Source organism: Nonlabens xylanidelens, assembly GCF_002934445.1.
Taxonomy (GTDB): domain Bacteria; phylum Bacteroidota; class Bacteroidia; order Flavobacteriales; family Flavobacteriaceae; genus Nonlabens; species Nonlabens xylanidelens.
The window spans coordinates 132,480-149,030 of record NZ_PTJE01000001.1 but is presented as its reverse complement, the minus strand read 5'-3'; the positions used below and the strand labels follow the sequence as shown (position 1 = coordinate 149,030).

The following is a 16,551-nucleotide window of genomic DNA, read 5'->3' as shown; positions in this document are numbered from 1 at the left end:
AACAGTTCAATATGTTTGTAGTAAAAAGAGACGGCCACAAGGAGCCAGTGATGTTTGATAAAATCACAGCGAGAGTACGTAAATTATGTTACGGTTTAAGTAATCATGTAGACCCAGTAAAAGTAGCTATGCGTGTAATCGATGGGTTATATGACGGTGTTACTACTAGTGAACTTGATAACCTAGCTGCAGAGACTGCTGCAACTATGACTACTGCACATCCAGATTATGCACGTCTTGCGGCACGTATCTCGGTTTCTAACCTGCATAAGAACACAAAAAAGACCTTCACTGACGTAGTAACAGATCTTTATCAATACGTAAATCCACGTACAGAGAAAGCTGCACCTATGATCTCTGACGAGGTGTATAAAGTAATACAAGATAATGCAGACCGCTTGAACTCGGCCATTATCTATAATCGTGATTTTGGGTACGATTACTTTGGGTTTAAAACATTAGAACGTAGTTATTTATTAAAAATTAACGGTCAGATTGCAGAGCGTCCACAACACATGTTAATGCGTGTGTCTGTAGGTATTCATATAGACGATTTAGATGCAGCTATAGAGACCTATGAGTTGATGTCTAAAAAGTTCTTCACTCATGCAACACCTACATTATTTAATGCAGGTACACCTAAGCCTCAAATGTCTTCTTGTTTCTTATTAACGATGCAAGATGATAGTATAGAAGGTATTTACGATACATTAAAACAAACAGCAAAAATCTCACAAAGCGCTGGTGGTATAGGACTATCTATTCATAATATACGTGCGAGAGGTTCTTACATAGGTGGTACTAACGGTACTTCTAACGGTATTGTGCCTATGCTTAAAGTATATAACGATACGGCACGTTATGTAGATCAAGGTGGAGGAAAACGTAAAGGTTCCTTTGCTATTTATATGGAACCATGGCATGCAGATATATTTGATTTCCTCGATCTTAAAAAGAATCACGGTAAAGAAGAAATGCGTGCACGCGATTTATTCTATGCGATGTGGATCTCAGACCTTTTCATGAAAAGAGTAGAGACTAACTCTACATGGACATTAATGTGTCCACACGAGTGTCCAGATCTTTATAACCTTCATGGAGATGAGTTTGAAGCATTGTATACTAAATATGAGCAAGAAGGAAAAGGTCGCAAGACTATCCAGGCTCGTGAGTTATGGGATAAGATACTAGAATCTCAAATCGAGACAGGTACACCATACATGTTATATAAAGATGCAGCAAATAATAAGTCTAACCAGAAGAATTTAGGTACCATCAGGTCTTCAAACCTATGTACAGAGATCATGGAGTATACATCTCCAGACGAGGTTGCAGTATGTAACCTAGCCTCTATTGCATTACCTATGTTTATTAAAGATGGTGCATTTGATCACAAAGCATTATATAAAGTAACAAAAAGAGTAACTCGCAACCTTAACAAAGTTATCGATCGCAACTATTACCCAGTAATTGAGGCGAGAAATTCTAACATGCGTCACAGACCAGTAGGATTAGGTATTCAAGGTCTAGCAGATGCTTTTATCATGTTACGTCTTCCATTTACAAGTGACGAGGCAAAGAAATTAAACTCAGAGATTTTTGAGACCTTATACTTTGCAGCTTGTGAGGCTTCTATGGAAATGGCTATTGAAGAAGGACCTTATTCTACATTTGCCGGTTCACCTATGTCAAAAGGAGAATTCCAGTACAACATGTGGAATGTAAATGATACAGATTTAAGCGGTCGCTGGAACTGGGCAGATCTAAGAACTAAGGTAATGGAACACGGTGTGAGAAACTCACTATTAGTTGCGCCTATGCCTACAGCCAGTACTTCTCAAATCCTTGGTAACAATGAGGCGTTTGAGCCTTATACTTCTAACATTTACACACGTAGAACACTCTCTGGTGAGTTTATCGTCGTGAATAAACATTTATTAAAAGACCTAGTAGATTTAGGACTTTGGGATGATAGCTTAAAGAACGCGATCATGAGAAATAATGGTTCTATACAAGCGATAGAAGGAATTCCAGCAGATATTAAAGAGCTTTATAAAACAGTGTGGGAATTAAAGATGAAGGACATTATCGATATGTCTCGCGAGAGAGGTTTCTTTATCGACCAGTCGCAATCCTTAAACCTATTCATGGAAAACGTGACTACTTCTAAGCTTACCTCTATGCACTTCTATGCGTGGAAAAGTGGTTTAAAAACAGGAATGTATTACCTAAGAACAAAGGCAGCAGTAGATGCAATTAAATTTACGGTAACAAAGGAAAAGAAAGCAGCACCTATCGCAGCACCTGCAGCAGTAGAGGTTCCTGTTCTTAATACAACAGCGCCAGCACAAGCAGCAAGCACACTAAGAGCACAACAGCAAGTGTCACAACCTGCTCCTGTTCAGGCTCAAGCAGCAGCTCCAGTACAGTCTCAGTCTTTATTTGTAGAAGATAGTGCTCCAGCAGCGGCAAACGTTATGAATCAAACGCAGCCAGTTGTAAATACTAACGTAGTTACAGAAAACGAAGAAATGACTGCCGAAGAATATAAATTAATCTTGCAACGTGCAAAAGACGCTGCCAGTAATGGTGACGACTGTGAGATGTGCGGTTCATAATTTTTATTACATTTATTACTAAAACGTATCAAAGCCCAATCCTGTGATTGGGCTTTTTTATGTTCTATAGTTTCGCTTTCGCGAAAGCGGAATGATAAACTACTTTAAGAAGTTGTTTTGAAAGACATAAAAACCTTAAATCTCTTAACATAAAAGCGGGATAAAGTAAGCTAATCTTAAATCTCTACTAAGCTTTTTTTAAACCTGTCTTAATCGGTCGTTTGTAACTGGTTCATTGTTATATGTTTGTGGTATAATTAATTATTAACCATACAAACAAATATTATGAACTACACAAAAGAAGTGTCCCAAAAATTAAATGATTTACTAACTAAAAACTATGATGCAGAGGCTGGATATAAACTAGCAACAGAGCAAGTGAATAGCAGTAGATTAAAAGATTTTTTCTCAAAACAACAAGAAGAGCGTTATAATTTTGGACATGAATTAAAAGAAGAGATTAAAAGTTATGGAGAGAGTCCAGAAAAAGGGACAAGTTTAAAAGGAGATGCGCATCGCACCTGGATGAACATAAAGTCTACTTTTACTTCAGATAAAGAAGAAGCAATTCTAGAAGAGGCCGTAAGAGGTGAAAAAAGCGCAGTAGAAGAATACAATGAGATTATTGCAGAAACTACCTTGCCGCCATCAACAAAAAACGTGTTGATAAAGCATAGAGATACTATTCAAAATGCATTAACTAGAGTAAATGCAATGGAAGAAATAGCCTAATAGAAAAGGTGTAAAATAGTAAAAGCTCGATCTTTTAAGATCGAGCTTTTTTATGTCCTATTTTTTAGAGTTTATAGAAGCGATTTTCATGTAAGAGTTCTCTTCTATAAAATAGAACTAACTAATTATTTTGCTTTCTTAGAACCGACTGAAAGCGAATAGGTCACTCCTAGATTAAAATAATTAGAATCTCCTACATTGCGTCCGTCGACTAGTGTTCCATATCCAGCACTTAATCCTAATGATGGAAGTACAGGTACATAAGCAGTAACACCTATACGTGTGTAATCTACTTCTGTCTCTGGAAATCTACCACCAAAATCTGCGTCAGAAATATCTCTACCGTCAGAAGAAGACTGGTAATCCATCCATGCTTCTACATAAAAAAGTGCGTTAGAATATCCTATTTTACCCATGAATAATAAAGCATCTGGTACATCTAGATCGTTACCACCATTAACACCTAGATTATCATCTGCATCACCACGTAGACTGTATCCTGCAACTGCAGTAGCAAATAAACCAGAGTCTGCTTGTAAGTGAGCACCTAGATGTAAGTTAGTCGTTACCGCTCCAGAACCTAGAGATAGTATTCCATTAGGCTCATAACCGCCAGGTAGTGTAACACCTACAGCACCTAGACCGTCTAATCTTGCTTTACCTAGTTTTGTACTGAAGGCTCTGTATTTACCATATAAACTTATATCTTGAAAGTCAGATTGCTCTGTAGTCCCATTTACTGGGTCTGCAGCGCCATTTCCTTGAGCACTTATATAAGGTGCGTTTGCGATAACAGTAAAGTTGTCTGTGATGGAATATTTTGCATAGAGATTATATATGTCTTGATCTATTTCATTGTGAGCAGGTATAGGGTCTACTTTATCTTTTCCTATATAAAATGCGTCAAAGGTGCTGCGTGTATAACTAGCCGTAACAGATAAATCGCCTTTAGGATTAAAAAAACCATCTACTAGTCCTTGAGAAAATACAGTAGATGTAAATACTACTGATAGTAATAGTGAAAATAAAAAATTTGTTTTCATGATAAAATTTTAAAATTGAAATTTAAGTTCGAGTTGTTATGTGAAACAGTAAGAGTTTTTAATTCTCTAAAAGCTTACTGTTTTTGAACACAACAAATAGCGATTTTTTAATTCACGATTGCCTCTCGATTTCATTTCATTTATATCACATGTTATTGCAAGATTGTGACAATTGTGTCGGGATAAGTAAGAAATATTTTGTTTTTCAATTGTCTATAGTCTTTACAAGAGCTGTAATTTTAACTAAGATTGTTCATAACTCTACTTTCAAAAAGCAACTCAAAGACCTATATTTAAAATCCGAAAAATAATTAGATTACAGATTTCATGCTATTGATAATCAGATTTATGTAAATATTTTTCAATTCCTTTTATAGAAGTAATTTCATCTTTTAGAACGCGCGCTTATGTACTTAATTTTTGACACAGAAACTACTGGATTACCTAAACGCTGGGATGCACCTTTTACAGATGTAGATAACTGGCCTAGGGTTATACAGATAGCGTGGCAGTTACATGACGAGATGGGTAACCTTATAGAGGCTCAAGATTATTTGATACAACCAGACGGTTTTGACATCCCTTATGATGCAGAGCGTATACATGGTATCTCTACAGCACTTGCTCAAAAAGACGGTATTCCTCTAGTGGAGATGTTAGAGAAATTTAACATAGCACTTAGTAAAACAAAATTTATTGTAGGTCAGAATTTAAAATTTGACCTTAATGTTACTGGAGCAGAATTTGAGCGCACTCAAATAGGTAACGATTTACAAGAGTTACCTGTTCTAGATACCTGTACAGAGCACACGGCAAATTTATGTCAGATTCCCGGTGGGCGATATGGTAAATTTAAATTACCGACACTTACAGAGCTGCACCAGTTTCTGTTTAATCAGCCCTTTGGAGAAGCGCACAACGCGACTGCAGATGTGGAGGCAACCACGCGTTGTTTCTTAGAATTACTTAGAAAAGAGCAGTACTCGCTAGAACAACTAGGTTTTGAAGATGGATATTTTTTACGCTTTCGCGAAAGCAACCCTACAACCATCGCACCGGTAGGAATAAAGCATGTCAATCTTAAAAAAGCATCAGAAAGATTAAAGTCCAACGATAGTCCAGAGATATCTAAGGCAGAAATTAAAGAGAACTTAAATGAATTAAGAGATGCGAGTTTTGCACATTTACACAGTCATAGTCAGTTTTCTATATTACAATGTACAGCTAGTGTAAAAGATCTAGTTACAGCTGCTGCGGCAAATAATATGAATGCCGTTACCATGACAGACCATGCAAACATGATGGGAGCATTCCATTTTGTACGTGCGGTAAAAGCACATAATGCGAGTCTAGCAGATGCGGAAGAAGGAGAAGAAAAAGAACCTATAAAACCTATAATAGGTTGTGAGTTCCAGGTGTGTGAAGATATGTACGATCGTACACACAAGGATAATGGATACCAGATAGTAATTCTAGCCAAAAACAAGAATGGATATCACAATCTAGCAAAAATGGCAAGTAAAGCCTACACAGATGGGTTTTACTACATGCCGCGTATAGATAAAAAACTGGTAGAAGAATATAAGGAAGACCTAATTGTTCTTACAGGAAACATGTATGGTGAGGTGCCTTCTAAGATTTTGAACTTAGGAGAAAATCAGGCCGAAGAAGCACTATTGTGGTGGAAAAAGCACTTTGGTGACGATCTTTATGTTGAGGTAATGCGCCATGGTCAAGAAGATGAAAATCGCGCAAATGAGGTGTTAGTCAGCTTTGCTCGTAAACACGATGTAAAAATAGTAGCGACTAATAATACGTATTACATACATAAAGAAGATGCAAATGCACATGATATTTTACTTTGTGTAAAAGATAATGAGAAGCAAGCAACGCCTATAGGTCGTGGTCGTGGTTACCGTTATGGATTGCCTAATCAGGAGTATTATTACAAGTCTGCTCCAGAGATGAAAGAACTCTTTAAAGACTTGCCCGAGGCGATACTTAATGTACAAGAAGTAGTAGATAAAGTAGAGGCATATGAGCTTGCGAGAGATGTACTGTTACCTGCCTTTGATATTCCAACAGAGTTTGTAGATGAAAATGACGCAGTTAATAATACTAAGAATGGTGAGAATAGCTATTTGAGACACCTTACTTATGAAGGTGCAAAAATACGTTATGGTGAGATCACTCCAGAAATAGAAGAACGACTAGAATTTGAATTAGAGACAATTAAAAAGACCGGTTATCCTGGTTATTTCTTGATTACTTGGGATTTTATAAAAGCAGCCAGAGACATGGATGTGGCTGTAGGACCTGGTCGTGGTAGTGCCGCTGGTAGTGTGGTAGCCTATTGTTTATGGATTACAAATGTAGATCCTATACATTACGACCTGCTTTTTGAGCGTTTCCTAAATCCAGATCGTGTATCCATGCCCGATATTGATATAGATTTTGATGATGAGAACCGTTACAAAGTAATGGACTACGTTATTGAGAAATATGGAGCGTCACAAGTAGCACAAATTATTACCTATGGTACGATGGCGGCAAAGTCGTCTATTAGAGATACAGCTCGAGCACTAGATTTACCATTACAAGACGCAGACCGTGTGGCAAAATTAATTCCTGATTTTGCTAAGTTGAAGAAAATGTTTGCTCTAGAAGATAATGAAATCGCAGGAAAATTCCGTGGTGATGATGCAGACATGGTGCGAGAATTAAGAAGCCTAGCTGAGGGAAATGATCTTATCGCAGAAACTATACAGAAAGCTAGAATTCTAGAAGGATGTGTGAGAAATACCGGTGTACACGCCTGTGGTGTGATCATTACACCAGATGACCTTACTAATTTTGTACCTGTAGCAACAGCAAAAAATTCAGATCTTTATGTGACTCAGTTTGATAACGAGGTCGTAGAAAGTGCTGGACTGCTTAAGATGGATTTCTTGGGATTAAAAACCTTGAGCCAGATTAAGGATACTGTTGCGATTATAAAAGAACGTCATGGAATAGAGCTGGATATAGAATCTATACCGCTAGACGACGAGAAGACTTATGAGCTTTTCCAGCGTGGAGAGACTACTGCCATTTTTCAGTATGAAAGTTTGGGGATGCAAAAATATATGAGAGAGTTAAAACCTACTCAATTTGCCGATCTTATTGCCATGAATGCCTTGTACAGACCTGGTCCACTAGAATATATTCCAGAATTTATTGATCGTAAACACGGTCGTAAAGAGATCGTTTATGATCTAGATGCGATGGAAGAATACCTAAAGGAAACGTATGGTATTACTGTTTACCAAGAGCAAGTAATGCTACTCTCTCAAAAGCTGGCAAACTTCTCAAAAGGTGATGCCGATGTTTTGAGAAAAGCTATGGGTAAAAAGCAAATGGCAACGCTACAAAAAATGAAGCCTAAATTTCTAGATGCTGGAGAAGGAAATGGGCACGACCGTACGGTATTAGAAAAAGTATGGAAAGACTGGGAAGCCTTTGCATCTTATGCCTTTAATAAATCTCACTCTACCTGTTATGCATGGATAGCCTATCAAACAGCTTATTTAAAAGCAAACTATGGAGCAGAGTTTATGGCAGCAACCTTGTCTAACAATATGAACCAGATCAAGGATGTGACTAAATTTATGGATGAGTGTCGCCGCATGGGACTCGATGTATTAGGTCCAGATGTAAATGAATCTAACTATAAATTTACAGTAAACCCTAAAGGTGCTATACGTTTTGGTATGGGAGCTGTAAAAGGTTTAGGCCATGGTGCGGTAATGACTATTATTGAAAATAGAAAAGATGGTCATTATAAGAGCATCTTTGATATGGCAAAGCGCATAGACTTGCGTGCTGCAAATAAAAAATCTTTTGAAGCACTAGCTTTAAGCGGTGGTTTTGACGGATTAGGTGGAGAGAATCGTGCGCAATTTTTCCACGAATTTGATAACGGACAGATATTCTTAGAACAAGTAGTTAAGTATGCACAGAAGTTTCAAGAAAATGAGAACAGTGCTCAAGTAAGCCTTTTTGGTGAGGCCAGCGATGTGCAAATTCCAGAGCCACAACTACCTGTTTGTGAAGATTGGGGAACGATGGAGAAATTGAAAAGAGAACGAGAAGTAGTAGGTATTTACATATCTGGTCATCCACTAGACGATTATAAGCGAGAGATGAAATTCTTTTGTAATGCAAACCTCGCTGCTATGAAAGATCTCACACCTCTGGTAAATAGAGAGCTTACATTTTGTGGGGTGATATCTGAGGCACGACACATGATGAGTAAAGCAAATAAACCTTGGGGTATTTTTACCATGGAGGATTATGACGAGTCCTTTGAATTCAGAATGTTCGGTGAGGATTATTTAAAATTCAGACACTTTTTAGTGCCTAATAGTTTCTTACATGCCAAGGTTAAAATACAACAAGGCTGGATAGATAAGAATACTGGTAAGCCGCGAGATCCACGTATTTTATTTGTTCAGATGGCACAGTTACAAGATGTCATGGCGCAAGCTGCAAAGAAACTTACTATAGAATTTCATGTAAGTGAAATACTAGAAGAACGCATTGCTCTATTAAAAGACGCACTAGATAAACATCAAGGAGATCATAGACTGCTCTTTAATTTAAAAGATCATGAAGAAAAGATCTCTATAGATATGTCTGCTAGATTACAAAAGGTAAACGTCAGTGCAGAGCTGTTGCAACTGCTAGATGATAACGACATAACTTATGGGGTGAATTGATTTATTCCTGATATGATATTTCACCTATTATATAGTCAGCATTAATAAGTGAAATATCAATATAAGTAACTACAATACCAGACTAGTGTGTATGGCGTTAGTTTTGTTTAAATTTGTATATAATTATTAAAGAAAAATATCATGGCACTAGAAATAACAGATGCAAACTTTGAAGAAACAGTATTAAAAAGTGAAAAGCCAGTATTGGTTGACTTTTGGGCAGCGTGGTGTGGACCATGTCGTATGGTAGGACCTATCATCGACGAGGTTTCTACTGAGTATGCTGATAAAGCTGTAGTAGGTAAAATGGACGTAGATGCAAATCAAGAATTTGCTGCTAAATATGGTGTACGTAACATCCCTACAGTATTAGTTTTTCAAAACGGTGAAGTAGTAGGTCGTCAGGTAGGAGTTGCTCCTAAAGATGCTTATACAGACGCTTTAGACTCTCTTTTGAACTAGTATTCAAAATATAAAATAGATAAGCCTGCTCATTTTGAGCAGGCTTTTTTTGTTAAAAATATTTAAATCTTTGTTAACTTTCTTTACTTTCGAGTTATGGCCATAACTAATTACTAGCTTAATTAATTAAAATGTGAGTAAATGAAAAAAATAATAAACTATACAGCTATATTACTAGGTATAATAGCTTTTAATTCATGTAGTTCTGATAAAGTTTCTGGCTCTATTGATATTGAATCATACATTTTTAAGTCCGCCTTGTCTTCTGCCGAAAATCAAGTTTTTGTAGAAGTTACTGGAGCTAATAATGTTGAAGGAACTCATAATACTGTTCAAGTTGATTTTGTGGGGGATGATATTCAACCTTTTGCAATTGATGGTAGTAACTTCATTACTGATTTGTTTTCTGAAAATATTTTATACATAGGTGCTGGAGAAAATATGAACATGACGAATGTTACTTCAATAGGGAATGTAAAGGAGGTTATTTATCAAGGAATTAGTGAAGAAGTATATGTTCCTAGGTTAGTTGAAGTGCCGGAAAATTTATTTACTAATGGCTTATTTGTTGATATTTCAAAGGAAAATGGTATTACTATACCTTGGACACAAGACAGTTATAATCCTTTTGGTAAAATCTTCTTAGTAGTAATTAATAGAGGAGAACGTTTTTCAAACATTGAAGATAATCCATTTGGTGTCATAAGCGAGGTGATTACTGATGATGAGGAATCTTTTACTATTAGTCCAGATGCATTAGCTGATTTTGAAATTGGTGATGGTCTGGATATTTATATAGCTAGAGGTAATGAGGTTCAAATTAATGATACAGCTTTTGTATTTTATAATATTAATTCTTTCTTTGGTAGAATAATCAATTAAGGGAGTGTCTCTTAGTAAAGCCTGTTCATTTTGAGTAGGATTTTTTTTGCTCTTTTCTTAAAAAAACAGATGATCATGATCTTGTTTAAAGTTTAACCATTTTAGGTTCAATTTTAATATAACCCTAATACTTTTCTAGAGTATTTGGGTTAATTTGAAAATAAAATTAATGATTATGAGCAAGACTATATTGTTGAAAAATAGACCGCAAGGAACACCACAAAACAGTAATTTTGAATTCATAGAAGAAGAAAAGCCATCGCCTAAAGATGGTGAGGTTTTATTGAGAACTAAATACGTGTCAGTAGATCCTTATCTACGTGGACGTATGCGAGATGAAAAATCTTATATAGAGCCTTTTGAAATAGGTGCTCCCATAGCATCTGCAATTGTGGCTGAGGTTGTAGAAAGTAACAATGACCGATTTGAAAAAGGAGATTTTCTAACAGGGTCATTAGAATGGAAAGAATATCAAACAAGTACTGCAGAGAATTTACGTAAAGTAAGTAGTGATGAAAATTCATTAAGTGCAAATCTAGGAATTCTAGGTGTGACTGGACTTACCGCATACTTTGGACTAGATAGAATAGGAGAGCCTAAAGAAGGAGAGACTTTACTAGTCTCTGGTGCAGCAGGTGCCGTAGGATCTGTAGTAGGGCAAATAGGTAAAATAAAAGGACTTAAAGTCATAGGTATCGCTGGGTCTGATGAAAAAGTGGAGTTACTTAAGAGTAAATTCGGTTTTGATGCATCTATTAATTATAATAAAACAGAAGACCTAGCTGCTGCGATTAAAGAGCACGCGCCAGATGGTATAGATATTTATTTTGATAACGTGGGTAGCTACACGCTAGATGCAGCTATGAAAAACATAAACCGCTTAGGTCGTGTTATAAACTGTGGTGCGATCTCGTTATATAATGAGACTGAAAAGCCTACTGGGCCTAGATTAGAAACTACTATTGTAAAACAAAGCGTGAAAATGCAAGGTTTTATAGTTAGTAATTATCAAGAGCATTTTCCTGAAGGTGTAAAGCAATTATCGCAATGGTTAAATGATGGGAAACTGGTAAAGGAAGAGACCGTTGTAGAAGGTTTTGACTCCATTCCACAGGCATTTATTGATTTATTTGAAGGGAAAAATAAAGGTAAAATGGTGGTTAAAATCTATTAATAACGTTTTTAGCACGATACTTTTTTAAGATTCGCTTTCGCGAAAGCGGAACAAATTTAAACCCCATAAATAAAACAAGCATGATCGTCAATTAAGATGGTCATGCTTTTCTTATCTTCACACTATGGATGTACAAAAGGAACTCAATAAAACTACTGGCTTTAAAAACCTGCAATTACTGGCTAGTCAGGTAGTAGAAGGTTATATAAGTGGTATGCATAAATCTCCTTTTCATGGTTTTAGTGCAGAGTTTGCAGAACATAAAATTTACAATCCTGGTGAGAGTACACGTCATATAGACTGGAAGTTGTTTGCAAAAACAGATAAGCTTTACACAAAACGTTATGACGAAGAGACTAATTTGCGCTGTCATCTTATCGTAGATAACAGTCCTTCTATGCACTATCCACTGACTAAAAAACAAGAGATAGGCTCGCTTAATAAAATAGGTTTTACAGCGCTGGCAGCAGCAAGTGTTATGAACCTGCTTAAGAAGCAAAGAGATGCGGTAGGAATGAGTATTTATGCAAATGAGTATGAATATTATGCGCCAGAAAAAGGTAGCGAGAGACATCACAATATGCTTCTAGATCAACTGACTAGAATAAGTAGTGAGAAACCTAGCGGGCAAACTACAGATACTTACAAATATCTGCACGAGATAGCAGAGAATATAAAACGCAGATCGCTTATTTTTCTCTTTACTGACATGTTTCAAAGCGATAGACATGAAAACGAACTCTTTGAAGCGCTTAGGCATTTAAAATATAACAAACATGATGTGGTACTTTTTCATACCTATGATAGTGCTACAGAGGTCAACTTTGATTTTTCTAACAAGCCTACACGATATACAGATGTAGAAACAGGAGAGCATATCAACCTGTATGCAGATAATGTTAGAGAAGATTATCAAAAAGCGATAAAAGAATATTTTGAAAAACTAAGAGTACGTTGTGGACAAAATAGAATCAAATACATGCCGGTAGATATTCAACAAAACTTTGATGTGGTTATGACTACCTTTTTATTAGAACGACAACTTTTTAAATAAAATAAAAGCCTGTCAGGGACAGGCTTTACGTAACCAATTGAATTATGAAAAGAGTAAAGGGTTACTGCAAAGTAATTATTTAAAAGATTTAGGGAATCTGATAAACATCTCTCTTTGGTAAAGCAAAAGTAAACTTCACTTTAATAATAACTTAAACCTCTTTTTATAAATATCACTTATCTTTAAAAAGTAGAAAAACAGGTTGAATTACATTTTTATTAATTTTTCTACCTGTGTTTGATCTGCGGTTGTGATTTTTATAAAGTAAATATATTATTTAAAATTGCTAAGATCTGTACTACCATCTTCACCAGAATGTTCATCTAGAAGACGATTTGCGTAAGTTTTTTACGATAGTACCTAGGTAAGTTGTGGATCTTGAAATAATTCTGTTTTGCAACTCGATTGTCTCTTGACTCTACCGTAAATATATTATCGAAAACTATGAAAAGAGCTAAGTCGAAAAATAATTGATTTGTACATTTTCATAGTGTTGCTTTTTAAAATTTAAATCCTAATCCAAAGATTAGACCTCTATTACGAGGGAATAGGTTATTATCGATACCACCAAATACTTCTGGATCAGTACCATCATAATCAGTGATAGTTAATAAGTTAGTTCCTGTAATAGAAGCTCTTATATCTACGTTTTCACCTGGGAAATTATACCCTAACGATACATTATCTAATTTGATAAAGTCAGCTTTTTGTATATAATAGTCAGACTGTAGTCTTTGTTGAGAAAAATTAGTATTTAAAATATCTACAGTTGAATTTACATATATAGGAGTTTGCGTGTTAGTAGGGAAGATACTTCCATAACTAGCAGAATTAGAGTCTACGTTATTATAGTTGTAACCACCAGCAGCACCTCTAAATGTGAAGCTAAAATCAAGATTCTTATAATTAAAATTAGAAGTTAAACCGAAGTAAACATCGTGATTTGCTTTTTTGTACCTTACTCTATCTGCGTCATTAATAATGTTATCACCATTAGTATCTACGTACACACCATCTAATGGATTACCATCCTGATCATATACCTGACGGAAAACATGAAAAGAGGTAGGGTCAGATCCTACAGCCCATTCTTGAATCGTATTTCCTGTACCACCAGATATTCCTCCTACAGGAACAGGTGCGTTATCTGCACCAGCTAGGTCTGTAATTTCTATTTCTTGAACAGTCGCATTTGCAGACAGTGTCCAGTTCATATTTTCTGTTTGAATTATTTTTCCTGAAATACTAGTTTCAATACCTCTACTCAAAGTAGAACCTGCATTTTGAAAACTACCATTTTCTAATCCACCTGCTGGAAGTGGACCGAATAATAATAAATCTTTAGTCTCTCTATAAAAACCATCTACACTACCAGTAATACGGTCATCAAAGAATCCTATGTCGATACCAGCATTCCATTGGTCTGTAGTTTCCCATTTAAGATCTATGGATCCTTCTGGACGTATAGTGGTTACAAATTGATCACCGAATTGTACAGCTGCTTGTGGCTGTCCAGGAGTGAAAACAGATAAGTATGCAAATGATGCGTCTATATCTTGCTGCCCAGTCTGACCAAAACCACCACGTAGTTTTAACTGTGATAAGAATCCACTGTTTTGTACAAAGTCAGTGTTGGTAAGTTTTATAGCAGCACTTGCTCCATAGAAGTTAGCCCATCTATTTTCTTTAGAAAATCTTGAACTACCATTGCGAGATGCACTAGCAGATAAAACCACTAAATCTTTAATATCAAAAGAAGCTCTTGCAAATGCAGTAACTAATGCAGAGTCATCTATAGCAATAGGATTTTCTTGAAGTTCGTTGTTTACTGTAGAATGACTTGTGCTTTGACGTGTGAAATCTTGAAAACTACCTCCTAGAGTAAGATCCATGTCAGTGTCTAGAGATTCTAAAGTTCTTTTGTATTCAAAACGACCATCTAATAATTGGTTTCTTCTGAATCCTTCACCAAAGCTTCTGTTGTTTCCACGAGCCCCAGCACCAGAGTTAAAATCTCTAATCGTGTACTCATCAAACTCATTATAATCGATACCTGCGTTACCAGTAAATTTTAAACCAGGCACTTGTCTTATATTATAGGCAGCATTAAGATTTAATCTCGCTTGCTTGTTATCTAGTTGAGAATCTAAACTATTTAATAACCCTAGTGGATTACGAGGTGCATTACCTTCTGGTCCAGTCGAGTTAGTGTACTCGAAGAAACCGCCGAATTCTCCTGTATTATTAAATATAGATTGTGTAGGATCAAAAACAACTGCTGCCCCTACAGCACCTTCATCTGCTCTTCTTAATTCTTCTTGAGCTAGTTGAGAAGTAAAGTTTAGTTTTAAATCTCCTTTTAAGAAGTTTTGTCTTACGTTAAGACCCAAAGTAGCTCTTTCATAACCAGATCTTAATAAGGTACCATTCTCGTTAGTGTACCCTAAAGATGCTCTAATAGAAGTTGCTTCATATCCTTTTTCTACGGTAAGATTGTGAATAGCTCTTGTTCCGTTTTGATAAATTTCATTTTGCCAGTCTGTATTAGCATCTCCTAATACAGCAGGGTCTCTACCTTGATCAACAACTAGTTGTCTAAATTCATCTGCATTTAATACATGAGCATAATCTTGAACTTGATTTACAGCAAACTGTACATCATACCCTATTTTGAGATCACTATTAAGTTTAGCTTTTTTAGTCGTAATTAAAACAACACCGTTAGATGCACGGTTACCATAAATAGCAGTAGCACTGGCATCTTTAAGAATAGTAAAGGATTCAATGTCTGCTGGGTTAATAGTATTTAGACTAGCGTTGCGTTGATCTAGTGGTACACCATCTACTACATAAAGAGCATCTTGATTACCACCTAGTGTAGAACCTGGACGTACTCTAATAACAGGTCCATCACCTGGACGACCAGAAGCTGCTGTAACTTGTACACCGGCTACTTTACCAGATATTAACTGACCTGGTGAGGTGATCGCACCTTTGTTAAACTCTTCTGCTTTTACAGTAGTTTGTGCTGCGGTAACGTTTGCTTTTTTAGTGCTACCATATCCTATAAGAACGATGGTGTCTAATTCTGATGGGTTCTCTGCTAGTGTTATGTTGATAGAAGTCTGTCCATTTAAAGGAATCTCTTGTGTCATATAACCTATAAAAGAAAATACGATTACGGCATCACTAGGTACATTATTTAAAGTGTACTTTCCATCAAAGTCTGTCGATGTACCATTTGATGTGCCTTTTACAGATACAGTTGCTCCTAAGGCTGGTAGGCCGTTAGATTCCAGTACTGTACCAGTAATGACACTTTGCGCAAATGCAAAAAATGGTAGTAAAATTAACAGTAAAACTGTTTGTAATTTCTGATTCATTTTTCTGATTTAGTTAAAAATTAATGATGTCTTCTTCTCACACGACGGCTAAATTATATAAATTAAACGTTTTCGTTAATCGTTATTGATTTTTATCGCAACTTCACTTTTGCGAAAGCGAAACAAATAATAACTCCTGAAATAAGTTATAATGACGCAATAGAGTATATTAAAAATAAATATATTAGGGCTTAAAAGTTTCTTTATCAAATGTGTAAAGAGATTTAAAAGGTTGTAATCACTTTAGGTTATATGAATTTATTGAGATTGAGTATTTAAGGTTTTACAGAAAGCAACAGAGCTAGTTATGAAAGTTTGCTTAAATTGCAGGAAGATTCATGGCGCAAATTTTTAGCCATGGCAGACGTTACTGTAGACGATGATCTCAAATTAAGGAGTACGCTTTAAGATCTTCCAGTTGAATCAGACATGTTCAGGTAAAGATT

The 16,551-nt window shown here is 36.0% G+C and carries 9 protein-coding genes; 7 read left to right on the top strand and 2 right to left on the bottom strand.

Translation table 11 applies throughout. The features are described 5' to 3' along the window. Positions 1–11: 11 nt before the first annotated feature. Together LY01_RS00670 and LY01_RS00665 are read left to right on the top strand one after the other, a co-directional pair. On the top strand, positions 12–2,618 hold the full coding sequence (locus tag LY01_RS00670; RefSeq protein ID WP_104513891.1) for a ribonucleoside-diphosphate reductase subunit alpha: 2,607 nt from the start codon (positions 12–14) through the stop codon (positions 2,616–2,618). Between the two features lie 285 nt (positions 2,619–2,903). After that, positions 2,904–3,350 carry a ferritin-like domain-containing protein gene (locus tag LY01_RS00665; RefSeq protein WP_104513890.1) on the top strand — a complete coding sequence of 149 codons (447 nt, stop codon included), beginning with the start codon at positions 2,904–2,906 and terminating at the stop codon, positions 3,348–3,350. Positions 3,351–3,475: 125 nt separating this feature from the next. On the opposite strand, the gene LY01_RS00660 is transcribed toward LY01_RS00665, so the two are convergent. Further along, positions 3,476–4,393 carry a hypothetical protein gene (locus LY01_RS00660; protein WP_104513889.1) on the bottom strand — a complete coding sequence of 306 codons (918 nt, stop codon included), beginning with the start codon at positions 4,391–4,393 and terminating at the stop codon, positions 3,476–3,478. 407 nt (positions 4,394–4,800) lie between these two features. On the opposite strand from LY01_RS00660, the gene dnaE reads away from it, so the two are divergent. The 5 genes from dnaE (at position 4,801) to LY01_RS00635 (ending at position 12,722) form a co-directional block, all read left to right on the top strand. Beyond that, on the top strand, positions 4,801–9,150 hold the full coding sequence (gene dnaE / locus LY01_RS00655) for a DNA polymerase III subunit alpha (protein ID WP_104513888.1): 4,350 nt from the start codon (positions 4,801–4,803) through the stop codon (positions 9,148–9,150). Positions 9,151–9,291: 141 nt separating this feature from the next. Continuing rightward, positions 9,292–9,612, top strand: a complete 321-nt coding sequence (trxA, locus tag LY01_RS00650; protein ID WP_104513887.1) for a thioredoxin — start codon at positions 9,292–9,294, stop codon at positions 9,610–9,612. A gap of 141 nt (positions 9,613–9,753) precedes the next feature. Next, positions 9,754–10,494 (top strand): hypothetical protein, encoded by a 741-nt coding sequence (locus LY01_RS00645; protein WP_104513886.1) that lies wholly within the window; start codon positions 9,754–9,756, stop codon positions 10,492–10,494. A gap of 175 nt (positions 10,495–10,669) precedes the next feature. After that, positions 10,670–11,668 carry an NADP-dependent oxidoreductase gene (locus LY01_RS00640; protein WP_104513885.1) on the top strand — a complete coding sequence of 333 codons (999 nt, stop codon included), beginning with the start codon at positions 10,670–10,672 and terminating at the stop codon, positions 11,666–11,668. Between the two features lie 124 nt (positions 11,669–11,792). Beyond that, positions 11,793–12,722, top strand: a complete 930-nt coding sequence (locus tag LY01_RS00635; protein WP_104513884.1) for a DUF58 domain-containing protein — start codon at positions 11,793–11,795, stop codon at positions 12,720–12,722. A gap of 500 nt (positions 12,723–13,222) precedes the next feature. On the opposite strand, the gene LY01_RS00630 is transcribed toward LY01_RS00635, so the two are convergent. Beyond that, positions 13,223–16,105, bottom strand: coding sequence for a SusC/RagA family TonB-linked outer membrane protein (locus tag LY01_RS00630; protein ID WP_104513883.1), 2,883 nt, complete (start codon positions 16,103–16,105; stop codon positions 13,223–13,225). Between the last annotated feature and the right edge of the window lie 446 nt (positions 16,106–16,551).

Excerpts from the sequence above, each read along its gene's own strand:
- LY01_RS00670 (WP_104513891.1), top strand. The coding sequence starts at position 12 with ATGTTTGTAGTAAAAAGAGACGGCCACAAGGAGCCAGTGATGTTTGAT.
- LY01_RS00665 (WP_104513890.1), top strand. The coding sequence starts at position 2,904 with ATGAACTACACAAAAGAAGTGTCCCAAAAATTAAATGATTTACTAACT.
- LY01_RS00660 (WP_104513889.1), bottom strand. The coding sequence starts at position 4,393 with ATGAAAACAAATTTTTTATTTTCACTATTACTATCAGTAGTATTTACA.
- dnaE (WP_104513888.1), top strand. The coding sequence starts at position 4,801 with ATGTACTTAATTTTTGACACAGAAACTACTGGATTACCTAAACGCTGG.
- trxA (WP_104513887.1), top strand. The coding sequence starts at position 9,292 with ATGGCACTAGAAATAACAGATGCAAACTTTGAAGAAACAGTATTAAAA.
- LY01_RS00645 (WP_104513886.1), top strand. The coding sequence starts at position 9,754 with ATGAAAAAAATAATAAACTATACAGCTATATTACTAGGTATAATAGCT.
- LY01_RS00640 (WP_104513885.1), top strand. The coding sequence starts at position 10,670 with ATGAGCAAGACTATATTGTTGAAAAATAGACCGCAAGGAACACCACAA.
- LY01_RS00635 (WP_104513884.1), top strand. The coding sequence starts at position 11,793 with ATGGATGTACAAAAGGAACTCAATAAAACTACTGGCTTTAAAAACCTG.
- LY01_RS00630 (WP_104513883.1), bottom strand. The coding sequence starts at position 16,105 with ATGAATCAGAAATTACAAACAGTTTTACTGTTAATTTTACTACCATTT.